We start from the raw sequence: 26,926 nt of genomic DNA, 5'->3' as shown, positions 1-26,926 counted from the left end.
CTAATCACCTTTTTTCTTTTCTAGCAATAGACAACTGCATGCCTCTTTGGCAGCTCTTCGTCGAATCGTTTCGCGGTTGCCTGTAAGCTTTCGTTTATACACAGTGGTTTGATTGGGTAAAGCAATGCCAATGTAAAGCGTACCTACTGCTTTATTTTCTAATGTGTCTGGACCTGCAACACCGGTAATCGATATGCCCACTGCACTCTCATAACGATCGCGAATTCCTTCTGCCATTTGCTTTGCGCACGCTTCACTAACAGCGCCGTGTTCAACGAGCAGATCAGGATTAACGCCGAGATGCTTGATTTTCATCTCGTTGCTGTAAGTGACCATGCCACCTGCCGTCACGGAGGATGCACCGGCAATTTCTGTAAGTTGCTGCATCAAGCCACCGCCAGTCATGCTCTCTGCAGTAGCCACTGACCAGTTCTTTTCCTGTAAGTATTCCACAGATTTTGAGAACAAACTATCCTCATTGTATCCGTATAAATACTCACCGACGCGTTCCAAAATCTTATTTTCTGTTTTGTTTAAGCGGTCGGTCGCCCGGTCTTCATCGGTTTCAGTAATTGTGAGGCGAAGCGTCACTTCATCTTGCCCCGCAAGAGGAGCAATCGTTGGGTTTGTTTGCTCGTGGATCAGGTCTTTCAACGTCTCTTCAAGTGCCGATTCTCCGATACCGAAAAATCGTAGCACCCGAGAACGAAAAAACGCACCTGCATGATTTCGTTCTGCTAAAAACGGTTCCAACTCCCGTTTGACCATCGTTTTTAATTCTTGAGGTGGCCCTGGTAATAACACATACAGTGTTCCGTCATGTTCTATCGCACAACCTGCTGCAAGCCCTGCATGATTAAAAAAGACGTGTGATCCATCAAGAACAAGCGCTTGCTTTCGGTTCGCCTCTGACGTCTCTTTGCCTCGACTGGCAAAAAGCTTTCAACGTGCTGGAGAGCACTAGGGTCATAGATGAGTGGCACATTCAAGTACTCCGACAGTGCTTCTCTTGTCAAATCGTCTTCGGTCGGTCCGAGACCACCAGAGAAAATAATTAAGTCGTGATGCTGTCTCGCTTCCTCAATCGACGCCTGTATTCGCCGCTTATTGTCACCGACAACGGTATGTTTGTATACATTGACCCCAAGAGAAGCGAGCTGCTTTGAGACAAATTGACCATTCGTGTTCGCAATTTGTCCGAGTAATAACTCTGTACCTACGGCAATGACTTCAGCATTCACCGGACCCCCTCCAATCTTCAAACACCTGTTTTAAGCATCTTTAAATACATGTTTGTTCTTCCAAAAGTAATCGATTCCCGACACGATCGTTAATAAGACTGCCATCCACATGAGAAAATCAGCGAACGGAATGCCAATTGATTCAAACGGTGCGTTATGTACCATTAAGAAAAAGATCGCAACCATTTGAAATACCGTTTTCCACTTCCCGAGCGAACTCGCAGCAATGACTGTACCATCTGCTGCCGCTACGAGACGCATTCCCGTTACAGCAAATTCTCTCGTCAAAATAATGACCGCCATCCATGCAGGTAATAAATCAAGTTCGATTAATGAAAGCAACGCTGCCGTCACGAGCAATTTGTCAGCAAGTGGATCGAGAAACTTTCCGAAGTTACTCACCAAGTTCCTGCTTCTAGCAATGTAACCATCTACCCAATCGGTCAAAGCAGCAAATGCATAAATCAGGGCAGCAACAAGATGGTGCACGGGGACTTCTGTACCGAAAAGAGAAACCGCGCCCCATTGAAATGGATAGAGAAAAACAATCATAAAGACAGGAATAAAACATATACGGGCAATTGTAATCTGATTCGGCAAGTTCACATCCGCGCCCTCCTTTCAACCCTATATTATTTTAACAGAAACGAACAAAAACTAAAAACAGAGGATGTACTTATTTACCGAAGAAACGGGCAAATAAATAAAACAGGACACGGTTTGCGCACGATTCCCGGCACAATCCGTGTCTGTTTCGAGAGACTTTATTTTATTCTCGTTCAATCGTAATATAATGATGGTGCACATCAACTGGGTATTCTAATTCCTCGCCGTTCACCGTAATGTCCACACCAAAAATATTGCCGACGTTAATTGTGATCGCATCTTCATCGAATTCAAATGATTCATCGCTGCTGAGAACCCCACCAGCTTCAATTGGGTCACCGAAACGCTCAGTACGAAAGTCAATATAACTTTCTCCATCAAATTCGAGATCAATCTCGATCGTGTCTCCGGTAACGGTAAAGATGGATTGATTATTATCGGTCACTTCGACAAATTCAAGGCTTGCTGAAGAAGTTTCTTCGTTGTCTTCATTGGTTGAACTCCGTATCGCCATTTTCATCAGCACCATTTTCTTCATCAGTGCCCTCGTCCTCGTCTGTACCTTCCACGTCTTCATCGTCATCCTGTGGCGTATCTACAATTGCCATTTGTTCATCAGAATCTCCATTTTCTTCTTCATCATCACTCGCCGATGCCATACAGATATGGCCCAAATTCCAGCAACGAGAACGACTAAAAACAAACCGATGAGTATCGCAGGTAAAATGCTCGATTTTTTTTCTCTTTCACTCGTGCGCTTGGCACGTGTATGTTCCGTTCTTGACGGCAGATCGACCGCTTCTTGTTTTGGTTTGGGTAAGTCTGATTCAAATTGTTGAAACACTTGATCTGGTTCCAAACCGAGAACTTCAGAATAGCTCTTAATGAATGCCCGCGCATAAAATGCGCCTGGCAAATCACTATAATTCCCCTCTTCAATCGCTTGCAAATAACGCTTTTGAATCTTTGTACGCGCTTGTACCTCTTCTAAATCCCAACCAAACTCTTCTCTTTTTTCTTTTAGAAACTCGCCTAACTCTGTCATACTCCCACCTACCACCTAGCTAATATCAAATGAAGAAAAACCTGACTCCACCATTTCATACGTAATCTTTTCATCCTCATTATTTCGCAACTCAATAATACAATCAAAATCTTGTAATGTATAGGCTGTTTCTCGTACAAAAATGTCTGGATGTTCCACAACTTTCACACTTGGCATGCTCATAATCTTGTCAACAAGTGTGCGATGCTTTTCGTTGGCACGCATCGTCGTAACAATTCCATCAATGATATAAACGAGATCATCGCCTAGTTCGTCTTCAGGAATGGTCGAACGCACGGTTTGACGGAGCAAAGTGGATGAGATAAATGACCAATGTTTGTTCGCACACACACTGGCAGCCACAATCGATTCGGTTTTTCCAACGCGAGGCATGCCGCGAATTCCGACCAAATAATGCCGCTCTTCTTTAAACAATTCAGCCATGAAGTCTACGAGCAAGCCCAGCTCATCACGAACAAACCGGTACGTTTTCTTATCATCGGCATCGCGCTCTATGTAGCGACCGTGCATGACTGCCAGACGATCCCGCAACCTCGGCTGTCGAATTTTCATTAGTGTGATGCTTTCCATCGTTTGCAAGATGTCTCGAAGCCGTGTGATGTTATCATCCTTTGCACTACGTATGAGCATTCCACGACGATTGTTCTCCACACCGTTAATTGTCACAATATTAATGGACAGCATTCCGAGTAACGAGGAGATATCTCCAAGCAAACCTGGGCGGTTTTGATGGATTTGATATTCAAAATACCATTCTTTCTTTTCCATCAATTCCCTCGCCTCCTTCAGCATTTCTATACTTAACATTATCTCTCATTTTACGTTATTTTCGTGCATTTGGGTAGTAGTATGTAAGAATATGGTTGGACAGCAAGAAAAACGCACCTCGTTCGGTCTGACCGAAGAAGGTGCGTAGCTCTCATCTAATCTCTTTGAACGAGTTTAACCATCATGTTTGCAATCGCATGTTGTTCTTGTTCATCCGCGACATTCCACATGTCTTTAAGCACGCGTTCCTGTTCGTTTTGTGGCTCAACTTCTTTTGCCAAATAATCGCCAACTTCAAAAGCGACATCAGAGACCACGTCATGGCTTAATCCATCATCTTCAGCAGATTCAAGACGATCGCCTAAAAATGATTTCCAATGCTCCCAGTTTTCTAGAACGGACACTGTTGCTCCCTCCTCTACTAATTCACTACGGTTGTAGTTTGAGGCAAGCGGCAACATTTCATACATACTTTATCCGCTCCACGCTCCGTTGATGGAAAGTACGTGACCATTTACGTAAGCCGCTTCTTCGGAAAGTAAATAATTGCAAGCATGCGCAACTTCATGTACGTATCCAAAACGACCCGCTGGAATTTCCTGAGACAGTTGTCTCAATTCTTCAAGGCTAAACCCTTCCATTTGTGCGGTTTGAATGACCCCAGGAGAGACTGCATTGACGGTAATGTGCGAAGGAGCTACCTCTTTTGCAAGTGCTTTTACAAATGCAATCTGGCCACCTTTGGCTGCGGAATAAACCGTTTCAAAAGATGCACCGACTTCTCCCCAAATCGAGGCAACAAGTACAATTCTCCCCGCTTTTTGTTCGATCATTTGCGGCAAAATCCGCTTGATTAACCGAATAGGAGAAGCGAGGTGCTCATTCATTAGCCGGTCAACCTCTTCATCGGAGTGGTCATCCAAGAGACCATAAAAGGCCGTTCCGCTCGCAAAAATGATGTCGTCAATGCGAGCGTCAAGTTGTTTGAAACAATCGTTAGCACCGGTCGGTAGACCAAAATCTGCTTGAACGAGCGTAACCTTGCTACCTAATTTCCGGCACTCTTCTTGAATGTCCAGTGCAGCACTTTTATTTCGATAATAATGAAGGTAGAGGTGAGTGTTTGCCCCTGCCCGCTCCTTTGCCACAGCTCTACCGATTCCGCCTGTAGCTCCAGTAATGAACGTATGCCTCATGAAGAGTGGGGGAGCACTTTCATTACTGAACTATGGTCTTCTGCAAAGTGACGCTGCAACACTTTTTCTAAATCACCGATCGTTAGCTTTTCAAGCTTAGGAACGACATCAAACAGCGCGTCACCGTTCATTTCATACCTCGTAAATTGTGTCGCAATAAATTCAGAACTGTTTAGTTGCTTTAAGAACGAACCGATTTTTCGCTTTTTCGCTACTTCGATCTCTTCTTCGTTTAAGACTTTTTGCTTGTACGTGCGGATCGTGTCACGAAGCACTTCTACGAGACGATCAGGATCTTTTGAGTCTCCTCCAATTGCCGAGAAGCCAAAAGAGCGTTCCATCGTGAAATCCGTAGAGAAAGAACCGTCAATGAGCTTCTCGGTATAACTTCTCGTACGCTTGTGAACCGCTACCGAACATGACGTCTAGAAGCATTTGTACAGCGAGTTCATATGTCAGCCCGTCAAGTGGATACGCATCGCCGCCCTCTTTATATCCGAGCAATACTTTTGGCGTTTGCACATTCATGCGCAAAACGTCTTCCTTTTGATTACTTTCATCGGGCTCATCACCATATTCTCGTCTGATCTCTTCAACGTCTTTGAACGATTTCGCTGCTTGGTTATCGCGCACAAGCGCACCCATTTCTTCGGGATCAACAGGTCCTGTCACGAACAGCACCATGTTTGACGGGTGGTAAAACGTTTCGTAACACGTATACAACATATCCTTTGTAATCTCATGAATGGAGGATACCGTTCCAGCAATGTCCACACGCACGGTATTGTTTTTGTAAAGACTCGCAATGAGGCCAAAGAACAACCGCCAGTCGGCGTCATCATCGTACATACGAATCTCTTGTTCGATGATGCCTTGTTCTTTTTCAACCGACTCTTCCGTAAAATATGGCTTTTGCACAAAGTCAATCAGCGTCTCCACGTTGTTATGCACATCACTCGTGCTTGAAAACAAATAAGCCGTTCGTGTGAAACTCGTAAACGCGTTCGTTTGTGCGCCCCGTTTTGAAAAGGTATCGAATACATCGCCATCTTCATCTTCAAACAACTTGTGCTCAAGAAAATGAGCGATGCCATCAGGTACACGAATGGCGTCTTTTTGCCCTAAAGGACTGAAGTGGTCATCAATTGAACCGTAATCGGTCGTGAAAATCGCAAACGTTTTATTGTTTTCATGACGGGGGAGGACGTACACTTTTAGTCCGTTATCAAGCGTCTCATAATAAAGGGTTTCACCGAGCTGGTCGTACTGTTGTTTTTTCATTGCGAATCCTCCTTGCCAGTTAACAGATACACCGTGTCGAGTGTGATTTCTGATGCAATGCGCGTTACATCTTCTCGTGATACGTTTTGAATTTCTTTCACACGGTCTTCAACCGAGCGGTGTTTGTTCGTGAGTACGTTCTGGTATAAAAGATCAATCGACCCTCTCGCTGAATCGACTTGTTCAAGAATTTGGTTTGAGAGCATATACTGAGTCGTTTGCAACTCTTCATCGGTAAAATTACCGTTTTTGAGTTCCTGTAACTGCTCCTTAATAATCGTTACTGCACGCTCATATTTATCAGAAGCGATACCTGCCATCGCAAACACTAAACCTTTATACGGCTCATACCGTGACGCCGCATAATAAGCAAGGCTCTCTTTTTCACGAACGTTAACGAACAGTTGGAGTGTGGAAAGGCACCGAAAATCCCGTTCGTAACGAGGACGGCTGCATATTCGTTGTCGCTTGCTTGAAACGGCACCCGAAACCCCATGTGCAATTTCGCTTGTTGCACATCTTCATGGTCCACGACTTCTCGTGTCTCCTCCGGGGCTTTTTGCATTTTCGTTTCACTCGTCACTGACTTGCTCGTAAACTTTGTCGCATACTCATTCAGAATAGATTCAATTTCTTCACGCTCTCCAGGTCCTGTAATAAACAAATCAAAAGCATTTGTTTTTAGCAAGTCTGTGTAGGCGTCTTGGAGCGCTCGTTCATCTACGTCTTCAATGTGTGCTGCTGTACCATAAGGCGGAATGCCATACCGTTCTTCTTTGCACATTTCTTCAACGAGGCGCTGGTTCGCGTAACGGATTTTATCATCAGCAATGCTTTTCACCCGACTGATGAGCGCTTGTTTTTCTTCTTTAATAATGCTGTCTAAAAACGCGCCATCATCGGTTTTGGCAGGTGCAAATAATACTGAGAGAAAAAATTGCAACATCTCTTTAGCTAGGGGTTCGTTTTCACTTTGCAAATATTGTTCGTGAACGACTTCAGCAAAAAACGTAACAAAGTGTTGTTCACCCTTTTTGCCGACGTCTGCACCGAAACTCGCCCCGTAAAGCCCATCCAAGTGCTTTCGGATTTCTCGTCGGGATGGGTGCTTTTTCGTTCCAGCTTGCAATACTTGGGTAAGCAACGCGCGTGCTGCTGATGTTTTTTCGTCCTCTAATGGGGCTTTCATTTGAAGCACAAACGTTGTCGTTTTATATTTATCACTCGGCTGCCAATGTACATGTAAGCTGCCAACGTTAAATTGTTCGACCATGAGTCATCACCTTTTCCTTTACTTAGCGTCCGTTAAATCGTCTGGTTCATTTCTTTTTAGCACCTCGCGGGGTTTCTTGCCTTCGTAAGGACCGACAATGCCCTGTGCTTCCATTTCATCTACGAGCCTGGCTGCACGTGTATAACCAATCCGAAAGCGTCGTTGCAGCATGGAAACCGATGCAGAGTCCATTTGCATGACAAGGTCTATCGCATCATAATACAGATCGTCTTCAGGCTCTTTATGAGTTTCAACGACTTCATCTGGCGTCATCTCTTCTTCATATTGCGCTTTTTGTTGGGCAACAACGTGAGAAACGATGTCTTCAACTTCTTTATCAGAAATAAACGCCCCTTGAATTCGGGTGGATTTATTTGCACCGACGGGTAAAAATAACATGTCCCCTCGCCCTAATAATTTCTCAGCACCAGACGCATCCAGTATCGTACGTGAATCGGTCTGACTAGAAACCCCAAAAGCGATACGTGAAGGGATGTTTGCTTTAATTACTCCAGTAATTACATCTACAGAAGGCCGTTGTGTTGCAATAATCATATGGATGCCGGCGGCTCTAGCCATTTGCGCAAGTCGGGTAATTGCATCTTCAACATCGCTTGAAGCGACCATCATTAAATCGGCAAGCTCATCTACAATGACAACAATATACGGGAGCAACGGCTTGTCATCGTCCTCTTTTTCATTTTGCTTCCGGATCATCGCATTATACCCTTCAATATTTCTGCTCCCACTATGCGAGAACAAATCGTAGCGCCGCTCCATTTCAGAAACCACTTTTTTCAATGCTTGCGCGGCTTTTTTCGGCTCAGTTACGACAGGCGTAAGTAGGTGAGGAATGCCGTTGTACACATTTAATTCCACCATTTTCGGGTCAATCATCATGAGCTTTACTTCATGAGGCTTTGCCCGCATGAGAATGCTCGTCACAATTCCATTTATACAAACGCTTTTCCCGCTTCCTGTTGCCCCTGCGACGAGCAGGTGAGGCATTTTATTAAGCTCAGCAGTCATCGGCTCACCTGAAATGTCGCGTCCGAGCGCAACAGAAAGAACGTGAGCATCATTGGATTTCGGCGTTTCCAGTACTTCCCGAAGTAACCATTGCAACGTCTTGGTTAGGAACTTCAATTCCTACCGCTGATTTTCCAGGAATCGGCGCTTCAATTCGAATGTCTTTCGCAGCTAGAGCAAGTGCAATATCATCCGTTAGACTGACAATTTTACTCACCTTAACCCCTACCGCTGGTTGGACCTCGTATTTTGTTACAGCAGGACCGAGATGAACTTCATTCACTTGAGCTTGCACACCAAAACTTTTCAACGTGTCTTCGAGTTTCTTCGCATTCGTAGACACTTGATTTCGATCACTCGTTTGGTGATTTTGAACAGGGGACTGCAACAATGTAAGACCAGGCAACTGATAATCTTCGTTTGATTTCTCACTCGTAAGAAGCGGTTGAATATCCTCTGTCTCTTCTTTTTCTACAACAGGTCCCTTGCCTTTTTTCTTTTGACTTCGCTCTTCTCCCTTATACGCTTGCTCTTGGAAATTATGAATGACCGGTCGCTCGCTCGTGCTCGACTCCGTGGCTGCAGGTGCTTGTGGCGTTGGTGTAGCGGTCGACACCTTCTCTTTCTTTTCGGTCGCCGGCGCTCGAGGTTTATTTTCTTTCGTGCGGGAGTTCTTGTAAGCATCCAATCCCTTCGCACCCCACACGCGTACTCGTTTTGATACAGCGTCATACACATCACGAATCGATTTACCACTAAGTAAGATAAACGCAATGACAAGAAGTACCGCTCCGAGGACATACGTCCCACCAACATCTACGAGAAACGTACCTACTGCATACCCTACGGCACCAACCATTCCCCCTCCAAGGTCATCGGCTTGACCGGTCAAGTCTAAGCGATACAATTCCAGCGTATTCATGAGCACCGAACCATTTTGGAACGGTCCAACGCTTTGTAAGTTCTGAAATAGTTCAAGATGGCTGTATAAGAGCACAGTAAACATCGCAATGTATAAGCCTGCAAAACGCCTAGACCACATTGTCGGCAACACTCGCTTAAAAATGAGCATGAAGGCGAACATGTAAAGCAACAGCGTAAGAAAGTGATACCATTCACCTGCAAAAAACCGAAACAGCTGGATAATGATAATGCCGAGCGGATCAAATTGAAAAGAAGTAAACAGTGCAATCGCAAGGAGAATTAAACCAGCCATTTCAAATTTAAGCTGGGTAGTCCACTCTTGTTGCTTTTTTTTCTTTTTCTTTTTCTTCCCCATCTACTCCTCCCCCCTTATTTCCCTGTATAAAAAATCCATCGATTACGTAAAGTTGGTAGCTGAACCATTATAACACACTACAACTTCACAAAAAGCGCTGAAAAAGACCGAGATTCAAGAAAAAAGATGAACAACTCATTGTTGATCATCTTTGAGATCCCAAGGCATTCCTGCTGGTACTTCGGTTGTAAAAAGTCATTAGGTTCCGTGCTTAATAATCGTCCAACCACCCATTGCCCGTCACCCGATTTCTCAAGCATAACAACGCCATTATCAGTTTCTACATAGTGACAGTCAATTCCTTCTGTTTGTGGAAATACCTCATCCATTGATAACGGTGTGTAAATAATCATTGCAAAAGTTCCCCTTGCCTTGAGATTAATTCTCTTAGCTTTTCTATAGCTGGACCGACTCCGCCGACTTCATTAATTAATCCGTGATCAACGGCATCTTGACCGACGACGTTCGTTCCAATGTCTCTCGTTAAATTCCCTTTATCAAACATCAATTCTTTGAACACCTCGGTTTTAATGTTGGAGTGGCCGGTGACAAATTGAATGACACGCTCTTGCATCTTCTCCATGTATTCAAACGTCTGTGGCACCCCAATGACAAGTCCGTTAAGACGGATGGGGTGAATCGTCATCGTTGCTGTTTCAGCAATAAACGCGTAGTCCCCAGCGACAGCAACCGGTACTCCTATGGAATGGCCACCACCTAGCACGAGCGTAACCGTCGGTTTGTTCATACTTGCGACCATTTCTGCAATTGCCAAACCTGCTTCCACATCACCGCCAACTGTATTTAATACGAGCAATAGGCCTTTGATTTTTGAATTCTGTTCTGCGGCGACGAGTTGAGGAATGATATGTTCATACTTCGTCGTTTTATTTTGCGGTGGCAACTGCATGTGTCCTTCAATTTGACCAATAATCGTAATGCAATGAATTTCAGATTGCTCACTCGTAGCACACTCGTTTGCCCGAGGGATGTAATTTTTTGGACAACGTCTGAACCTTTCTCTTTTTCTTGGGGTTGTTCTCCTGCCATTATATTGCCTCCTTTTCGTCTAGTATTCGAGTGTAGGACAGACTTATTCCTTCCAGGTTCTCCATATTAAAAATACCGCGCGCTTACATCGGTTGTAAGCGCGCGGTACGTTTATACTTCCATAATAATCGGCAAGATCATCGGCCTGCGTTTTGTTTTGTCGTACAAGAAGCGACTGAGTACTTCACGTACGTTGCTTTTCAGTGACGACCATTCATTTACATTTTCACTCATGCATTCATTTAATGTGTCGGTCACTTTTTTCTTTGCTTCTTCGAGCAGCTCTTCAGATTCTCTTACATATACAAACCCTCGAGAAATGATGTCAGGACCTGAAACAAACGCATTCGTTTTCTTGTTTAACGTGACGACAACGACTAGAATGCCATCTTTAGATAACAGGCGTCGGTCACGAAGAACGATATTTCCAACATCCCCAATACCTAATCCGTCAATGAGGACATTTCCAGCAGGAACTTTGGATGCTTTTGTCGCATTCTTCCCTTGAAGTTGCAACACGTCACCGTTATCTAGCATATGGATACGCTCTCGATGCACACCTGTCGTTAACGCGAGTTCAGCGTGAGCAAATTGCATGCGGAACTCTCCTTGAATCGGGACAAAGTGACGCGGCTTCATGAGATTGAGCATAAACATGAGCTCTTCTTGACTCCCATGCCCAGACACATTCACCCTTTTATCAGAATGAACGACTTCAGCACCTAATTTGTACAAGTAATCGACGACCCGGCCTATCGATTTCTCATTTCCAGGCGATGGGCTTGCGGAAATAATGACGGTATCTTTCGGTAAGATCGATAGCTGTCGGTCGCTTCCTTTCGCCATACGGTGTAGTGCAGAAACAGGCTCTCCTTGTGTCCCTGAGCATAATACGGCAACATCTTCTCCGTTGTATTTGCTAATCTCTTCAACAGAGATGATCAGCCTTTTGGAACACGTAAATAGTTGAGGCGCTGGGAAATCTCAATGACTTTCTTCATTGAATCACCAACAATCGCCAGCTTGCGATTAGACTCGGCTGCAGAATCAATCACTTGTTGAATACGGTACACATTCGATGCGTACGTACTAACAATCACACGCCCGGGTGCATCACGGAATACATCTTTAATGCCTGCTTCTGTTTCCTTTTCTGATGGCGTAGTGCCTGGTACTTCAGCATTCGTGCTGTCAGAAAGCAAACAGAGCACGCCTTTTTTCCCGTAGTCTGTCATGCGGCCGACATCAGAGAATTTCCGGTCTGGAGGTGTTTGATCAATTTTGAAATCTCCTGTGTACACCACATACCCTTGCGGCGTTTGAATCGCCACGCCAAGACAATCAGGAATGCTATGGTTGACGCGGAAAAATTCAATTTTCATTTTTCCGGCTTTAATATTGCCACCCGGCGATACGACTTTCAGTTTTACTTTGTTCTCGATGTTCTTCATTTTTAAGTCTCTTCGACTAAGCCCATCGTTAGCTTTGATCCGTACACAGGAGCTTGTAGCTTACTAATGACATAAGGAATGGCGCCTGTATGGTCTTCATGTCCATGAGAAAGAATGACCGCTTTTACTCGGTCGCGGTTTTGGACGAGATAGCTGATGTCTGGAATAACGACATCAATCCCTAACATATCATCCTCAGGGATCATTTGGCCGGCATCAAGAACGACCATTTCTTCATCTACTTCTACGACGTACATGTTTTTGCCTGTCTCCCCGAGTCCGCCCAAGGCAAAATACGTACTTTACTTGTTGTCTCTTGCTTAGACAATATCTGTTCCTCCCACAATTATATAAATTTTCTCTACTCGCTTTTCCGTCAAAGCGACATTTCACACCGTTACTAAGGTCATCGATCAACATCAAGGGTTAACCGATGGCCCATTGGCTTACAACCGAACGAATGAACTGGTAGTAGTATACCTTATTCTTTTGTACAAAGACAAGTATCACAAGAAGATTACCCTAACGTTCATGCATTTTTGTTGACGTGCGGCGCCGAGGTGTCACTACACAAAAATCGGCCCCCTCGTGAAGAGGTGACCGATTTTTAATTAGGCATTATGCGACTGTTTATTCGCAAGATCGAACATTTGATGCAACGCATTAACGGCTTGATGCATATGGTTTTCTTTCACAAGTACCCAAATGGTTGTATGAGAATCTGTCGCCTGCAGAATTTCGATTTCTTCTTGGAAAAGAGCTTTTGTAATTTTGGAGACGACTCCGGGAACACCGGTCATGCCAGCCCCTACAGCGGACACCTTCGCACATTGGGGGAGTAGAATAACAGGGTAACCTATGCTCTTAATCGCCTGTTGAACGTCTTCTTGTTTATGCATCGGAACCGTGAACACAATTTCGGTGCGACCGATGTTAATAAAATCTACACTTATGCCTTGCTCAGCCATATGCGTGAAGATCGTTGAAGCCGCTTCGTGGTCCTCTTCATTCTTCGTTACCGTCACTTGGGCAAGGTCTTTCACGTACGTAATGCCCGTCACGAGTCGCTCTTCAATGTCACTGCCAGGAAGCTGATCTTTTGACATCGTGATTAACGTACCAAACGATTCCGATTGCAAAGAGCGAATGCGCAGAGGGATTTTTGCATACATCGCGATTTCAACGGCCCGTGGGTGAATGACTTTTGCCCTTGATACGCCATGTTGCTCACTTCAGAATACGTGAGTGTCTTCAACGGTTGTGCATCATCAACAATTCTTGGATCAGCCGTCATAATGCCGTCCACATCAGTGAAGATATCTACAAATTCAGCGTTCAAGGCTGCGCCAAGTGCTGTGGCAGACGTATCACTACCCCCACGACCTAGCGTCGTCAGTTCGCCATCGGTGCTTTCCCCTTGAAACCCTGCCACAACGACGACATCGTCGTGCTTCAGACGTTCAAGTAAAGCATCGGTTTTCATTTCTGTAATTCGCGCATTCCCAAACGATCCATTCGTAACAAACCCTGCCTGCTTGCCAGTAAGTGCACTGGCTGCTATGCCTTTTCCAATCAAAAGGTTGGTGAATACGACTGAAGAAATGATCTCTCCGCACGATTGCAAAAGATCTTGTTCTCTTCCGGGGACGTGCGCTTTGACGCCACCAATGAGGCTGAGTAACGTGTCCGTGCTATACGGGTCATTTTCTCTGCCCATGGCCGAGACGACAGCAACAACTTTGTATCCTTTCTCAACCGCTTGTTGAACGTGACTCGCTGCTGCCTCTCTTCGTTCTTCGGAGTGAACGGATGTCCCTCCAAACTTTTGAACTACGATGTTCATGAGGCGTCTTCCTCTGGAACAATCAACCCTAATTGGTCTAAGCTTTCAGCGATTTGTACCGAATTGTACGCAGCACCTTTGATGAGGTTGTCAGAAACAATCCACATATGAAAGCCATTTTCTTTATCCAAGTCTTTTCGAACACGACCAACGAATACATCAGGTAACCCTACACAATGACTGGCCAGTGGGTACGTTTGTGTCGCTGGGTCGTCTTGTAATGTCACACCTGCTCCTTCAGCAAGGATTTCGTGGATGTCTTTTACGCTCATGCCGCTTTTTTCTGTTTCGATGTATACAGATTCTGAATGACCCGTTTCAACTGGCAAACGTACACACGTCGCTGCCACTTCTAACTGGTCATCGTGCATGATTTTCTTTGTTTCATTGATCATTTTCATTTCTTCAAATGTATATCCGTTTTCTTGGAAAAGGTCGATTTGTGGGACAGCATTAAACGCAATTTGATAATGCTTTTTGTCTCCAGATACAGGTAAAACTTGCGGGTCAATTGATTCGCCATCAAGCAATTGTCTTGACTGTGATTGCATTTCCTGAACAGCGTCTAACCCTGCTCCTGAAACCGCTTGATACGTTGATACAATCACTTTTTTAAGACCAAATGCTTTCTTTAACGGCTCTAAAGCGACAACCATTTGAATGGTTGAACAATTTGGGTTGGCAATGATGCTTGGTGGTTCTTCAAGTCTTCTTCGTTCACTTCAGGGACAATGAGTGGGACATTCTCATCCATGCGAAATGCACTCGTATTGTCAATAACGATCGCTCCGCGTTTGACAGCTTCTGGCGCCAACGCTTTAGAGATCGAACCTCCTGCTGAGAACAAGGCAATTTGGATGCCTTCAAATTGCTCTGGAGCCGCTTCTTCAACCGTGTGCTCTTCCCCTTGAAACACAATTTTCTTGCCGGCGGAACGTGAAGATGATAACAGCTTTAAAGAGCGAATCGGGAAATTTTTCTCTTCTAATGTTTTTAACATTTGCTGTCCGACTGCACCTGTTGCTCCAACGATTGCTACATGATAACCATGATGATTTGCCATTTGTGTAGTTCCTCCTCAAATATTCACTCGCCAATTCTCGGCGTTTAAAACAGCAGTTTTATTAATTAAGAGCCGGGACAAAACCGAGTCTTACAACCTACCTTACTAACGATATAAGAGAGCGTGAGAATAATCAACTCAGATGATAGACTAATCGTTATACTTATCAATTAAGAGAGGCTGGAATTGCCGACCATCTAACGCATCTTCAATCGTTGACGGGATTGCTTGCATTCTTGCTACTAACGAGGTTGGTTTTTTAATGGGATCGTCCTGACCAAATGGGACTAGAAATACGTGTTTCATCGTCAAAAGTGTGGCCAGGTTTTTGGCGTTTAAGCAAGTGCATCATTCGTTGAGATGGCTGCAACGACGGGTGAGCCGTTTCTTAGTGTTGCTTTGGCTGCCATAAGCACTGGCGAATCGGTAAGTGCATTCGCGAACTTCGCTAATGAATTACCTGTCATTGGTGAGATTAGCATGCAATCTAGCGGCTTTTTGGGTCCGTATGGTTCTGCCTTGACAATGCTGTTAATGACCTCATGACCTGACGCCTTCTCGATGGCTGCTATCCAATCGGCTGCCTTACCAAATTTCGAATCGGTTGATTGTACCGTCCAACTAACGAAAGGAACAACTTCTGCACCTCTTTGGATAAGTGTTTCAATGAGCGGAATGACTTCTTCTAACGTACAGTGAGAGCCTGTCAAACCGAACCCTATCCTTTTCCCTTTAAGTTCCATGTCCAAACTCCTTTTCAAATATCTTTATCGTTGCTCTTCCGAGTATTTCTCCGGCACTTTTCGGAGCGACTTTTCCCGGGATACCCGGAACATTTAAAATCTTCTGTGGAAAAGCTTTTGCTACGCCTGGGTCAAATGCTCCAGGCGCACTGCTAATGTCTAATATGAAACACGTCGACTTCATCTTTTGAAAAAGCTCAGGCGTCAGCACACGACTTGGGACTGTATTAATACATACATCCGCTTCATCAGCGTCGTCAGTAATATTTAGAAACGAACGCGCTACGAACCCACGCTGTTTTGCTCTTGCTATTTCACCATCTTCATTCGTATATACAATGACATTTGCCCCTGAGCCACTGAAAAGATCAGCAATCGTCTTCCCACAACGCCCATATCCTAAAATAAAAACGGTGGCGCTATGGATCGTATGTGCTGTGTTCTCAATTGCTAATCGTAAACAGCCTTCTGCCGTCGGTATAGAGTTGGCAATCGCAACGTCTTCTCTTGACATCCAACTAATGACCTTTCGGGGGACATTTGCTTTAAGGAATGGGGTGAGCACACCTGTAATAAAGAGACACTGCTCACCTGTTCTTTCTATATGACTTGGATCCAGTTTTAATGGGTCTCCATCAAGGGTAGGAACAGTACCGTCTGTTCCTACGCCTTGGACCGGTAGAATGATCGCATTTAGCCGCTCGTAGGGCAAGTTTTCGAGTGTACGTTCACAAACCTCTACGCCCACTTCTTTTTGATTGAATCCAACCGTGTAAATTCGATTCGCGTATGATGATAGTGTATTCATTAAGGAGATTGTTCGCAGGTCTCCTCCGAGCACAGCGATTTCGACCATGAGCATCTCACCTCCTTTATAGTTGCACTATGTTAGATTATGAGCATTTCACACATCGGTGACGGGTTTGCGCTCGGTAGATAAGCCCCTTCTGAATGATCCCGTCGGTCTTGTTTGATTCGCTTTCATGCAAAACAAGAAATGACAACAAAAAACCCCGAGACCGTTCGTCTCGAGGCAGCTATTATGTGGATGTTTCTTTTGTGAGTATTCAGCCGTTATTTTGTACAGACCGATTGACGATAATCATGTCCTCCCCAATCGTATGGATATGGCGCCAATGAATCTCAAGCAAGTCTTCATTTTTTCGAAAAGGGCTCCAGCGATTGGTCGGAAACAAAAATGCCTGCACTTCTCCAGTTGATGCATCGATTCTCGCATCTATCTTCCTGGAACACCGAGGCGCTCTCCTTGCTCATAATCGACAATTTCTTTTGCGCTCATTTCACTTAACCTCATACGCTCTCCTCCTTCATAAAGGATATGATGAAGGGCAACCATTGAGACCATTAATTATAAGGCAATTTTCCGTCTGGGCTAATGAGTGCCATCGCATACCGATCCGCATGAATATGCTCAGCAATTTCATGAACATCAGGAAGGTGTACACGTTCAATGCGGTGAGAAAGTTCTTCCAATGTTTGATGTTCTTGAAGTGCGACTTCATTTCTACCGTTACGGTTCATGCGGCTACTTGAACTTTCTAATCCAAGAAGCGTACTGCCAATCACATGCGCTTTTGCACTTTCAAGATCGTCTTCTGTAATTGAGTGGCTCTTGGCCAGTTCCTCAATCATTCGCATCGTTGTTGCGTACGTTTCTTCAAGCGTTCTGTCGCTGTGCCCGCATAGATCGTAAGCATGCCTGTATCTTGATAAGAAGTATGATAAGAATAGACCGAGTACGCCAATGCCCGCTGCTCGCGGATTTCTTGGAACAGTCGACTGCTCATACCCCCGCCGAGTAAATGGTTGTAAATGACCATCGCATATAACCGCTCGTCCGTAAGCGATACACCAGGAAGTCCAAGGCAAAGGTGGGCCTGTTCAACCGGCTTTTTCCGTACGAGGTGTTCAAAGCCCATCTCTTGTTGTATTGGCGCATTTTGTTTTGCATCACTCTTTTCAAACTGACTAAAGTCATCACAAATCTGATCAAGTAGCGATGAATCCATGTTTCCTGCAACTGAGACAACAACCCGCTCAGGTCGATAATGATCTTTGACGAACTGACGAAGCTGGTTTCTGTCAAACGATTGGATCGATTGCTCACTACCTAGTATCGGAAGACCAAGAGGCGTCGCCCCAAATGCAGCGCGGTCCAAATCGTCATGCACGACGTCATCGGCATATCTTCAACCATCCGAATTTCTTCAAGAATCACTTGACGTTCTCGTTCAATTTCCTCATCTTTAAACGATGAATGAAAAAACATGTCACTCAAGATTCTCGCCGCTTCTTTCGCATGACGACTCATAACTTTTGCATAAAAACACGTGTATTCTTTCGAAGTGAATGCGTTTACATGACCGCCGATACGATCAAAAGCTGCAGCAATATGTGCGGCGCTCATCGATTCTGTTCCTTTAAACATGAGATGTTCAACAAAGTGTGAAATCCATTCTCGCTTGGCTGTTCCGTTCTTGATCCGGTGTGAACCCAAATACCGATGGCAACAGAATGAATATGTTCCATAGGTTCGACGACAAGTCGGACCCCATTCGCTAATTGAATGCGTTGTACCAACGCTCCCCCTCCTCCACTTCATCGGTGCGGGGCAAAGGTGCTCTTTGTTCACTCAAAACTTCAGAAATTGGAGCAATTTCTAATCCTTCAGCTCGAATGCCATCAATCATTGCTTCCATTCCTTCTTTGGTCGGTTTTGTTGGGTGCATAAGCACAGTTGCGCCTGGATGAATTTTACTCGTGACACGCTCCACCATAGCATCTGTGCTCGGGTTTTGCCAGTCAATTGTGTCCACGGTCCATAAAACCGTATACATCTCCATGTCCTTTGCAATTTCCACCACACGATCATTGAAACTGCCTGAAGGTGGTGTGAACCAGACAGGTTCTACATCTAGTGTAACAGAAATCATATTATTCGTTCTTTCTAATTGTTCACGAATTTCTGCATCTGACAAGGTAGCCATGTCTGGGTGGTTATAGGCATGATTGCCAATTTCATGACCTTCTTCTTGAATCATTCGTGCAAGTCGAGGTTGGCTTTTCACCCAAGACCCGTCTAGAAAAAAAGTAGCCGTTACATCTTTTTCATTTAGCGTGTTTATCATATCAGGAAGATGTTCATTTCCCCAAGCAACATTAATGATGAATGCGACCATTGGCTTTTGACCGTTTGCACGATAGAACGGCACTGCGCCGAGATCACTCATCATCACTTCAGGCTCGGTTTCATCGAAAACGAGCAACTCCTCAGCAAATCTTCCTTCTTCCACCATATTATTAAATGAAGCTTCTTCATTGATTAGGCGCCCATTTAAACCCGGGATGCCTTTCCAAACTGGATCAACGACCGCATCAATGGGCGGTTCATCCAGCTCTTCTTTCGCAGAAGCTATTCGAGATTGTATTTGCTCGTCGGTTTCTGTCGTTTGTAACAACTCTGCTTCTTCATTCCATGTTTCAACCGTATCGTCAGGTAGATGAGGAACTTGCCAAGCAGTAAATCCGATAAGAATAATTGCGACACCGATGACGATTTGGATGAACCTCGTTCGAAACATCATCTGCTACCCACCTCCTCGTCCTAGTTTATGCAACAATTGGACGAGAAGAACAGACCATTTCAAAAGAGCGGTTGAACGAACCCCGGATCGACTAAACAATCAAAGAGAAAATTCCTATGTATTTTTTAAAACAAAAAACTTGGCGGTGGACCAAGTTTTTCTGTTACTCACTTTTTGATTCTTCTTTTGGCTCATCTTTTAGAAGGACTTTGCGAGAGAGGTTCACTCTACCTTGGTTATCAATCTCTGTCACTTTCACATCGACCATGTCACCAATTTTCACAACGTCTTCAACTTTGTTAACCCGTTCTTTAGCTAATTGTGATATGTGAACGAGCCCATCTTTGCCTTTGAATAGCTCAACGAAAGCACCGAATTTCTCAACACGCTTCACTTTTCCGTGATAGATCTCACCAACTTCAACTTCTCGAACGATATCGGAAATAATCGCTTTTGCACGCTCATTTAGAGAAGCTTCTGTAGAAGAAATGTAAACCGTACCATCTTGTTCGATATCGATTTTCACACCGGTATCTTCAATAATTTGGTTAATCACTTTTCCACTCGGTCCAATCACATCGCGAATCTTCTCAGGTTTAATGTGCATCGTCATAATCTTAGGAGCATAAGCCGAAAGCTCAGAACGTGACGTGTCAATAACGTCAAGCATGCTATTTAAGATGTGCATCCGTGCTGTTTTTGCTTGCTGGAGTGCCTCTTGTAATACTGCCCGGTTAATCCCTGAAATCTTCATGTCCATTTGTAATGCCGTTACACCTGCTGATGTTCCTGCAACTTTAAAGTCCATGTCTCCGAGTGCATCTTCCATACCTTGGATATCCGTGAGAACCGTGAGGTCTTCGCCCTCTTTAACAAGCCCCATTGCAATGCCTGCGACTGGTGCTTTAATGGGTACACCTGCATCCATCATCGCTAACGTACTGGCACAAATACTTGCTTGAGATGTGGAACCATTAGACTCTAACACTTCAGAAACAAGACGAATTGTATACGGAAATGACTCTTCATCTGGAATGACACGCTCAAGCGCTCGTTCCCCTAAAGCCCCGTGTCCAATCTCTCTTCGTCCTGGTGCCCGAATCGGTCCAGTTTCACCAACACTAAATTGCGGGAAGTTGTAATGGTGCATGAATCGCTTCGATTCTTCTTGCCCAAGCCCATCAATCACTTGTACTTCTCCCAGTGCACCTAGTGTACACACGCTAAGCGCTTGCGTTTGACCTCTCGTAAACAAACCAGAGCCGTGGGTTCTTGGCAGCAATTGTACTTCGGAAGCAAGTGGACGAATTTCTTCTGGTCCTCGCCCGTCTGGTCTGATTTTCTCTTTAGTAATCAGACGACGAAACTCTTCTTTCGTAAGCATTTTTAAGATTTCTTTTACATGGTCAATCGTTTCTTCATCTTCAAACTGCTCGACAATATCCGTTTCGACATCTTTAAGGGCCACTTCACGCTCGTGCTTTTCTTTAACGAGAACGGCATCTTTAAGCTTACCTTCAGATAAGGCTCGCACTTGATTCGTTAAATCTTCGTCAAGCGTTTTCAGAACAACGTCCATTTTCTCTTTGCCCACTTGAGCTACGATCTCTTCTTGAACCGCAACGATCTCTTTAATCTGATCATGGGCAAACAAAATCGCCTCGAGCATTGTTTCTTCAGAAACTTCATCTGCTCCTGCTTCAACCATGTTAATGGCTTCTTTTGTTCCTGCAACCGTTAGATCCATCTCACTTTGAACCGATTGTTCGTGAGTTGGGTTTACAACGAATTCTCCATCGACGAGACCTACTTGTACACCAGCAATTGGGCCTGCAAACGGGATATCAGAAATCGATAACGCAAGTGATGAACCAATCATTGCTGCCATCTCTGATGAAGCATCTGAGTCTGAACTCATGACCGTGTTGATGACTTGTACATCATTGCGAAAACCATCTGGGAACAATGGACGAATCGGTCGGTCAATCAAGCGACTCGTAAGAACGGCATGTTCAGATGGACGGCCCTCACGTTTAATAAAGCCGCCTGGAATCTTTCCAGCCGCATATAGTCTTTCTTCATAGTTTACTGTGAGTGGGAAAAACGGAAGATCCTTCGGTTCTTTCGAACCTGTGGCCGCAGTAAGTACAACGCTGTCACCATACCGAACGAGCACAGCTCCACTCGCTTGCTTCGCGAACTTTCCAACTTCAAATGTCATTTCTCTTCCACCGATCATGGTCGAGAACGTACGGGGTTCTACTGACATGCTTTTGCCCCTCCTTTACGTTTTCATTTCTTTTACGATTTGAAAAAAAGCGGGAGATCTCCCGCTTTTCTGCTTTATCGACGTAATCCTAGCTTTTTAATAATCTCACGGTAACGCGTGACATCTTTGTTACGCAAGTACGTGAGTAAGTTACGACGCTTACCAACCATTTTCAAAAGACCTCGACGAGAGTGATGATCCTTCTTATGCGTTCGCAAGTGATCGTTCAACTCATTAATCTGCTCTGTTAGGATAGCGATTTGAACTTCCGGTGAACCGGTGTCCTTGTCGTGGGTTTTGTATTGCTCCACGATTTCTTGTTTGCGCTCTAGAGTTAGTGCCATCCTTTCCACCTCCTTTTTCTTTTTCTCCAAATTCCTCGCAAATCGCCGGTGGAGCGAATATGCCAAGAAAATGGTGATCTGCCCATGGCAGACTACTGTGCTAGAATACCTTTTTTATCGACACAATGCAAGTGTTTACCGTGAACTTGTGAAATAAGCTCTCGCTTTTTTTTCGTCTTCTTTCATTTGGGTAACGAGATCTTCTACACGGTCGAACTTTTCGTCGTCTCTCACCTTGTCAAGAAACTGCACATCCATTTGTTCACCGTACAAGTCACCGTCAAAATCCAATACGTACACTTCGACGCTCACTTCTTGGCGATCTTCAAAGAATGTCGGCAAATACCCGATGTTGCAAAGGCCTCGTTTCTCTCCCTTGGCGGTTTTTACCGTTACATAATACACACCTGTAGCCGGCACGACAAAATTGCTAGAAAGCTCCACATTTGCAGTCGGAAAACCGAGTTCTCTTCCCCGTTGGTCGCCGCGAATGACGGTGCCACTCAATTCATACGGTCGCGTTAGAAGCTCCGTTGCTTCAGCCACATTTCCTTCATCAATCACGCGTCGAACACGGGTTGAGCTTACCTTCTCACCGGACTGCTCCCACTTTTCAACGACCGTCGTTGAAATGAGACCACGACTGTATTCAGGCATTGCCTGCATCGTTCCTTTTCCATACTGACCGTATGAAAAATCAAATCCTGCAGTCGCATGTACCACATGAATTGGAATAAGATAAGTATCGACAAATTGCTGAGGAGATAAACTCGACAGCTGCTCATCAAACGTGACGAGAAATATATGATCAACGCCTAATGATTCCAGTACGCTCAATTTCTTATCTATCGGTGTAATTTCGTCATATTGTTGGAGCGGCTCTTTACCGAGAACCGTCTTTGGGTGCGGATGAAAAGTGAGAACCGCACTCTCAACATTTCTCTTCGAAGCATCATCGATGGCCGCTTGAATCACTTTTCGGTGGCCTTGATGCACGCCATCAAAATACCCGAGTGCAATCGAGACTGGTGGGTACGTGTGTCGCTCTTCTTCATGCAAGCTTTGTGATAAGTAATGAATACCCATGTTTCGTCACCCAACTTTCAATCACGGCTGTTCTTTTATGACAAGCATCACTTCAGGTTTAACTTTACCTGGTTTGTTTTCGTGTTGTTTATATACGGCAAGCATTTGCCTTGATGTGTAAGCACCATTCGTTTTGCATCTGGGAATAGATCTGCTTGAAATACCGCACCGTTCTTCACTTGGTTGGCAACGGGAAGTGGCACTTCAACGTGCTGAATATCTTGAAGCACATCGTCAACCCGGAGCAACTTCTCGTCTGCATTCCCTCGTTCACTTGCCATTTCCATATCTTCAACGGTGACGCAATGCCGATCGGTGATGCCTGCACTCATTGTTCTCGTTAACTGGTGAAGGTGAGCAGGAAATCCGAGTGCTTTGCCAAGGTCGACGGCTAGTGTACGCACATAAGTACCTTTGGAACATGTCACTGAAAATGGAATATGAATGTGACCACTACTCGTCTCTACTACCTCTCCATTACGCTTCATATCATAAATCGTCACCGTTCGCACCGGACGATCCACCGTTTCACCCGCCCGAGCATATTCATATAATCTTTTCCCTTTTACTTTAACAGCAGAATACATCGGCGGCACTTGCTGAAGCGTACCGTTAAAATTCGCAATCGCTTGATCGACATCCGCTTGAGACGGCACTCGTGAAATTGAAGCGTGTGCAATAACGTCTCCTTCGCGATCCTCGGTCGTCGTTGCTTCTCCTAACGCTGCCACGCCGTCATAGGCTTTCTTTTGTTCCATTAAAATTGGAACAAGCTTGGTCGCTCGTCCAACACAAATGAGCAGAACACCCGTGACACTAGGGTCAAGAGTGCCTGCATGTCCAATTTCTTTCGTTTTAAACCACCGTCTTGCTTGGACAACAAGATCAAAAGAAGTGTATCCAGCAGGTTTATACAATGGCAAAATACCGCTTTGTACCATATACGTTTCCTCCTGGACTAGTTGTTATCAAGATCTTTTAGTAATTCTTCAATGCGATTTCCGTAAGCAATTGACTCATCCAACGAAAAATCAATTTCTGGTGTCTTTCGCAGTTGAATTCGTTTGCCTATTTCTGAACGAATAAACTTTTGCCTTCTTGAGTGCTTTTAGCGTTGCATCTTTCTCTTCATCTTCACCAAGAACGGTGACATACACCGTCGCTTGTTGCAAATCTCCAGTCACATCAACGCCAGTAACAGTAACAAACTGCACGCGTGGATCTTTCACCTCACGCATAAGAATGTCACTCATCTCTTTTTTCATTTGTTCTCCAACACGCTGTGCTCTCATCTGACTCATCGTAACACCTCAGTTTACAGAGCAGCTTACAGCCACTCATATTCCATATCGTAACAATCGATGCCTTCAGACTGATCGATCAAATCAAGCACGCTTTGCAGCTCCCGCTCAATCACTTTGCGGTCGCTGCTTATGCATACAACACTAAGGGCCGTGCGTTGCCAAGCGTCTTGATGATCCATCTCAGACATCGATAGGTTTCGTTTTCTAACTCTCGTAAGGATGCTTTGAAGCACCGCTCGCTTTTCTTTTAATGAGTGTGATGAAGGAAGGGAACACGTTACATGAAGGGCACCAATCATGTTCTTGGAACTTCAACCATAACGAACGGCTCAATAATGTCGCCTTCTTTTACATCATTAAAGTTTTCAAGCGTCACGCCACACTCATAATTCTTCGCCACTTCGCGCACATCATCTTTGAAACGTTTCAACGCCTCAACCCGGCCATCGTAAACGACAACCCCGTCGCGAATCACCCGAACTTGACTGTCACGTGTAATTTTCCCATCGGTTACATAGCTCCCGGCAATCGTACCGATTTTGGATACTTTGAAGGTTTGGCGAACTTCCACTTGTCCTAGAACCTTCTCTTCAAATTCAGGGTCAAGCATGCCTTTCATCGCCGATTCAATTTCTTCAATGGCATCGTAAATGACGCGGTGCAGACGAATGTCTACTTTTTCTGATTCAGCGGTGCGCTTCGCATTCACATCTGGGCGAACGTTAAAGCCGACGATAATCCCGTTGGAAGCAGAAGCTAGAATAACATCGGATTCAGAAATCGCTCCTACACCGGTATGAATGATATTGACCTTCACACCTGCAACGTCAATCTTTTCAAGTGAGCCACGGACCGCTTCTACCGAACCTTGAACGTCTGCTTTAATGATTACGTTAATTTCTTTAAGTTCACCTTCTTGAATCTGATTAAACAGATCATCAAGGCTTACTTTTGATGTTTGCTTACGTTCTGCTTCTTTCGCACGGGCTTGACGACCTTCACCAATTTGGCGAGCCTTCTTCTCGTCTTCAAACACGAGGAACTGATCACCTGCTAGCGGCACATCGTTAAGTCCTGTAATCTCAACCGGTGTTGACGGATCCGCTTTTTTCACACGACGACCGACGTCATTCACCATTGCACGAATTCTTCCGAACGTACTCCCGACAACAATCGGATCTCCGACGTTCATCGTTCCATTTTGTACGAGCAACGTCGCAACCGGACCGCGTCCACGATCAAGCTCAGCTTCAACGACGGTGCCTTGTGCCCTCTTTTCTGGGTTCGCTTTTAGCTCGCCTACTTCAGCGACGAGAAGGATCATTTCGAGAAGCTCATCAATACCTTCCCCTTTTATTGCAGACACATTCACAAAAATGGTTTCCCCGCCCCACGCTTCAGGAACAAGTTGGTACTCGGTAAGCTCTTGCATGACTCGATCTGGGTTTGCGTTTTCTTTATCCATCTTGTTCACCGCAACAATAATCGGTACTTCTGCGGCCTTTGCATGGTTTAGAGCTTCTACTGTTTGTGGCATGACCCCGTCATCTGCTGCAACAACGAGAATTGTAATATCGGTCACTTCCGCGCCACGTGCACGCATTGTTGTAAATGCTGCGTGTCCTGGTGTATCAAGGAACGTCACTTTCTTCCCGTTTTCTTTCACTTGGTACGCACCAATATGCTGTGTAATTCCACCCGCTTCGGTGTCCGTGACTTTCGTTTTACGAATGGCATCGAGAAGGGTCGTTTTTCCGTGGTCAACGTGTCCCATAATCGTGACAACTGGTGGGCGAATTTGAAGATCATCTTCTGTGTCCGCCTCTTCGTATAATTCCATATCTAGCACGTCAACGACTTCTTCTTCTTCCACTTCTACACCAAAGTCTTCACATAGCAAATGAATGGTTGTCGCATCCAACTCTTCATTCTTTGTCGCCATCACACCCAGACCCATCAGTTTCTTGATGAGCTCAGCAGGCTCTTTCTTTAGCTTATCGGCAAGTTCAGCAACGCTTAAGCTGCCTGCAAATGTAATCTTTTCCGGCGTTTTTGGTGCTTCTTTTGGCCGGTTCTTCTTACTTTTTCCACGCTTCCCTGGTCCCCGATTTCCGCGTAAGTGCGGGGGACGTTGGTTTTGCTTAGGGGCTTGACGACGATTGCGCGTGGAGTTGTCGTTATTTTGTCCGCCAGCGGCTTTCGTAGGTCTCGCCGCTTGGGTATTTGTTTTTGGTTTGTTATCTTTTTGCATACTCCCATCCTTTTTCTCCGCTGATTCACTCTCTAGCTGTTTGATGGCATGATCATCAATCACGGACATATGATTGCTTACTTTTATATTCTTTTCTTTTAAAAGGTTAACAATGTCCTTGCTCGACTTATTTACAGATTTTGCGTATTCATAGACTCTCATTTTCGGCATAAGCATA

General features: G+C 44.9%; 15 protein-coding genes and 11 pseudogenes. All 26 read right to left on the bottom strand.

All coding sequences use genetic code 11. The features are described from left to right. The 26 genes and pseudogenes from JCM19039_RS02905 to infB all read right to left on the bottom strand — a co-directional run bounded on the left by JCM19039_RS02905 (window position 1) and on the right by infB (window position 26,919). Window positions 1-1,241: pseudogene (locus JCM19039_RS02905) on the bottom strand (competence/damage-inducible protein A). Between the two features lie 30 nt (window positions 1,242-1,271). After that, window positions 1,272-1,847 (bottom strand): CDP-diacylglycerol--glycerol-3-phosphate 3-phosphatidyltransferase, encoded by a 576-nt coding sequence (pgsA, locus tag JCM19039_RS02900; RefSeq protein ID WP_042423719.1) that lies wholly within the window; start codon window positions 1,845-1,847, stop codon window positions 1,272-1,274. A 163-nt stretch (window positions 1,848-2,010) separates the two neighbouring features. Then, the gene (locus JCM19039_RS02895) at window positions 2,011-2,385 is read right to left on the bottom strand and encodes a hypothetical protein (protein WP_152550057.1); all 375 of its coding nucleotides are present in this window, start codon (window positions 2,383-2,385) and stop codon (window positions 2,011-2,013) included. Between the two features lie 57 nt (window positions 2,386-2,442). Then, entirely contained in the window at window positions 2,443-2,892 is a 450-nt protein-coding gene (locus JCM19039_RS02890) for a RodZ family helix-turn-helix domain-containing protein (protein WP_052398462.1), read from the bottom strand. 15 nt (window positions 2,893-2,907) lie between these two features. Continuing rightward, a complete protein-coding gene (locus JCM19039_RS02885; protein WP_042396808.1) occupies window positions 2,908-3,681 on the bottom strand; it encodes a DUF3388 domain-containing protein in 774 nt (257 codons plus the stop codon). Window positions 3,682-3,836: 155 nt separating this feature from the next. Then, window positions 3,837-4,085: a DUF3243 domain-containing protein gene (locus JCM19039_RS02880; protein WP_042396971.1), complete on the bottom strand. Its 249-nt coding sequence runs from the start codon at window positions 4,083-4,085 to the stop codon at window positions 3,837-3,839. Window positions 4,086-4,154: 69 nt separating this feature from the next. After that, window positions 4,155-4,877: an elongation factor P 5-aminopentanone reductase gene (ymfI, locus tag JCM19039_RS02875; RefSeq protein WP_042423715.1), complete on the bottom strand. Its 723-nt coding sequence runs from the start codon at window positions 4,875-4,877 to the stop codon at window positions 4,155-4,157. Next, a pseudogene (gene yfmH / locus JCM19039_RS02870) lies at window positions 4,874-6,158 on the bottom strand (EF-P 5-aminopentanol modification-associated protein YfmH). Before yfmH ends, ymfI begins: the two are co-directional and overlap by 4 nt. Next, a pseudogene (yfmF, locus tag JCM19039_RS27700) lies at window positions 6,155-7,431 on the bottom strand (EF-P 5-aminopentanol modification-associated protein YfmF). The pseudogenes yfmH and yfmF overlap by 4 nt, the downstream one beginning before the upstream one ends. Window positions 7,432-7,449: 18 nt before the next feature. Continuing rightward, window positions 7,450-9,739, bottom strand: a pseudogene (locus JCM19039_RS02860) (DNA translocase FtsK). Window positions 9,740-9,816: 77 nt separating this feature from the next. After that, window positions 9,817-10,092, bottom strand: a complete 276-nt coding sequence (locus JCM19039_RS02855) for a YlzJ-like family protein (protein WP_042423712.1) — start codon at window positions 10,090-10,092, stop codon at window positions 9,817-9,819. Further along, window positions 10,089-10,789 (bottom strand): annotated as a pseudogene (locus JCM19039_RS02850) (ClpP family protease). The gene JCM19039_RS02855 and the pseudogene JCM19039_RS02850 overlap by 4 nt, the downstream one beginning before the upstream one ends. A gap of 111 nt (window positions 10,790-10,900) precedes the next feature. After that, window positions 10,901-12,497: pseudogene (locus tag JCM19039_RS02845) on the bottom strand (ribonuclease J). A 354-nt stretch (window positions 12,498-12,851) separates the two neighbouring features. Beyond that, a pseudogene (gene dapG, locus JCM19039_RS02840) lies at window positions 12,852-14,083 on the bottom strand (aspartate kinase). Beyond that, window positions 14,080-15,146 (bottom strand): annotated as a pseudogene (asd, locus tag JCM19039_RS02835) (aspartate-semialdehyde dehydrogenase). The pseudogenes dapG and asd overlap by 4 nt, the downstream one beginning before the upstream one ends. Before the next feature lie 150 nt (window positions 15,147-15,296). Then, window positions 15,297-15,889, bottom strand: a pseudogene (locus JCM19039_RS02830) (dipicolinate synthase subunit B). Next, window positions 15,879-16,745 (bottom strand): dipicolinate synthase subunit DpsA, encoded by an 867-nt coding sequence (locus JCM19039_RS02825; RefSeq protein ID WP_193744127.1) that lies wholly within the window; start codon window positions 16,743-16,745, stop codon window positions 15,879-15,881. The pseudogene JCM19039_RS02830 and the gene JCM19039_RS02825 overlap by 11 nt, the downstream one beginning before the upstream one ends. A gap of 509 nt (window positions 16,746-17,254) precedes the next feature. After that, window positions 17,255-18,490: pseudogene (locus JCM19039_RS02815) on the bottom strand (M16 family metallopeptidase). Further along, complete coding sequence (locus tag JCM19039_RS02810) at window positions 18,469-19,494, bottom strand: polysaccharide deacetylase family protein (protein WP_052398459.1); 1,026 nt, start codon at window positions 19,492-19,494, stop codon at window positions 18,469-18,471. Before JCM19039_RS02810 ends, JCM19039_RS02815 begins: the two are co-directional and overlap by 22 nt. 163 nt (window positions 19,495-19,657) lie before the next feature. Continuing rightward, window positions 19,658-21,763 carry a polyribonucleotide nucleotidyltransferase gene (locus JCM19039_RS02805; protein ID WP_042423706.1) on the bottom strand — a complete coding sequence of 702 codons (2,106 nt, stop codon included), beginning with the start codon at window positions 21,761-21,763 and terminating at the stop codon, window positions 19,658-19,660. Between the two features lie 74 nt (window positions 21,764-21,837). Next, window positions 21,838-22,107 carry a 30S ribosomal protein S15 gene (gene rpsO / locus JCM19039_RS02800; protein ID WP_042396831.1) on the bottom strand — a complete coding sequence of 90 codons (270 nt, stop codon included), beginning with the start codon at window positions 22,105-22,107 and terminating at the stop codon, window positions 21,838-21,840. A gap of 135 nt (window positions 22,108-22,242) precedes the next feature. Further along, complete coding sequence (locus tag JCM19039_RS02795; RefSeq protein WP_042423703.1) at window positions 22,243-23,193, bottom strand: bifunctional riboflavin kinase/FAD synthetase; 951 nt, start codon at window positions 23,191-23,193, stop codon at window positions 22,243-22,245. Window positions 23,194-23,240: 47 nt separating this feature from the next. Continuing rightward, window positions 23,241-24,134, bottom strand: coding sequence for a tRNA pseudouridine(55) synthase TruB (truB, locus tag JCM19039_RS02790; protein ID WP_052398458.1), 894 nt, complete (start codon window positions 24,132-24,134; stop codon window positions 23,241-23,243). Between the two features lie 17 nt (window positions 24,135-24,151). Continuing rightward, a pseudogene (gene rbfA / locus JCM19039_RS02785) lies at window positions 24,152-24,494 on the bottom strand (30S ribosome-binding factor RbfA). Between the two features lie 26 nt (window positions 24,495-24,520). Continuing rightward, entirely contained in the window at window positions 24,521-24,796 is a 276-nt protein-coding gene (locus JCM19039_RS02780) for a DUF503 domain-containing protein (RefSeq protein WP_042423700.1), read from the bottom strand. Next, window positions 24,793-26,919, bottom strand: a complete 2,127-nt coding sequence (gene infB / locus JCM19039_RS02775; RefSeq protein WP_042423697.1) for a translation initiation factor IF-2 — start codon at window positions 26,917-26,919, stop codon at window positions 24,793-24,795. Before infB ends, JCM19039_RS02780 begins: the two co-directional genes overlap by 4 nt. Window positions 26,920-26,926 lie beyond the last annotated feature (7 nt).

Source organism: Geomicrobium sp. JCM 19039 (assembly GCF_000698145.1).
Lineage (GTDB): Bacteria > Bacillota > Bacilli > Bacillales > Marinococcaceae > Geomicrobium_A.
Note: the sequence above shows the minus strand (reverse complement) of the source record. Positions and strands in the feature narration are given on the sequence as shown.

Coding starts and splice junctions, on each gene's coding strand:
- JCM19039_RS02895 (WP_152550057.1), bottom strand. CDS start 2,385: ATGAAGAAAATGGTGCTGATGAAAATGGCGATACGGAGTTCAACCAAT.
- JCM19039_RS02890 (WP_052398462.1), bottom strand. CDS start 2,892: ATGACAGAGTTAGGCGAGTTTCTAAAAGAAAAAAGAGAAGAGTTTGGT.
- JCM19039_RS02885 (WP_042396808.1), bottom strand. CDS start 3,681: ATGGAAAAGAAAGAATGGTATTTTGAATATCAAATCCATCAAAACCGC.
- ymfI (WP_042423715.1), bottom strand. CDS start 4,877: ATGAGGCATACGTTCATTACTGGAGCTACAGGCGGAATCGGTAGAGCT.
- JCM19039_RS02855 (WP_042423712.1), bottom strand. CDS start 10,092: ATGATTATTTACACACCGTTATCAATGGATGAGGTATTTCCACAAACA.
- JCM19039_RS02825 (WP_193744127.1), bottom strand. CDS start 16,745: ATGGTCGAAATCGCTGTGCTCGGAGGAGACCTGCGAACAATCTCCTTA.
- JCM19039_RS02810 (WP_052398459.1), bottom strand. CDS start 19,494: ATGATGTTTCGAACGAGGTTCATCCAAATCGTCATCGGTGTCGCAATT.
- JCM19039_RS02805 (WP_042423706.1), bottom strand. CDS start 21,763: ATGTCAGTAGAACCCCGTACGTTCTCGACCATGATCGGTGGAAGAGAA.
- rpsO (WP_042396831.1), bottom strand. CDS start 22,107: ATGGCACTAACTCTAGAGCGCAAACAAGAAATCGTGGAGCAATACAAA.
- JCM19039_RS02795 (WP_042423703.1), bottom strand. CDS start 23,193: ATGGGTATTCATTACTTATCACAAAGCTTGCATGAAGAAGAGCGACAC.
- truB (WP_052398458.1), bottom strand. CDS start 24,134: ATGGTACAAAGCGGTATTTTGCCATTGTATAAACCTGCTGGATACACT.
- JCM19039_RS02780 (WP_042423700.1), bottom strand. CDS start 24,796: ATGATTGGTGCCCTTCATGTAACGTGTTCCCTTCCTTCATCACACTCA.
- infB (WP_042423697.1), bottom strand. CDS start 26,919: ATGCCGAAAATGAGAGTCTATGAATACGCAAAATCTGTAAATAAGTCG.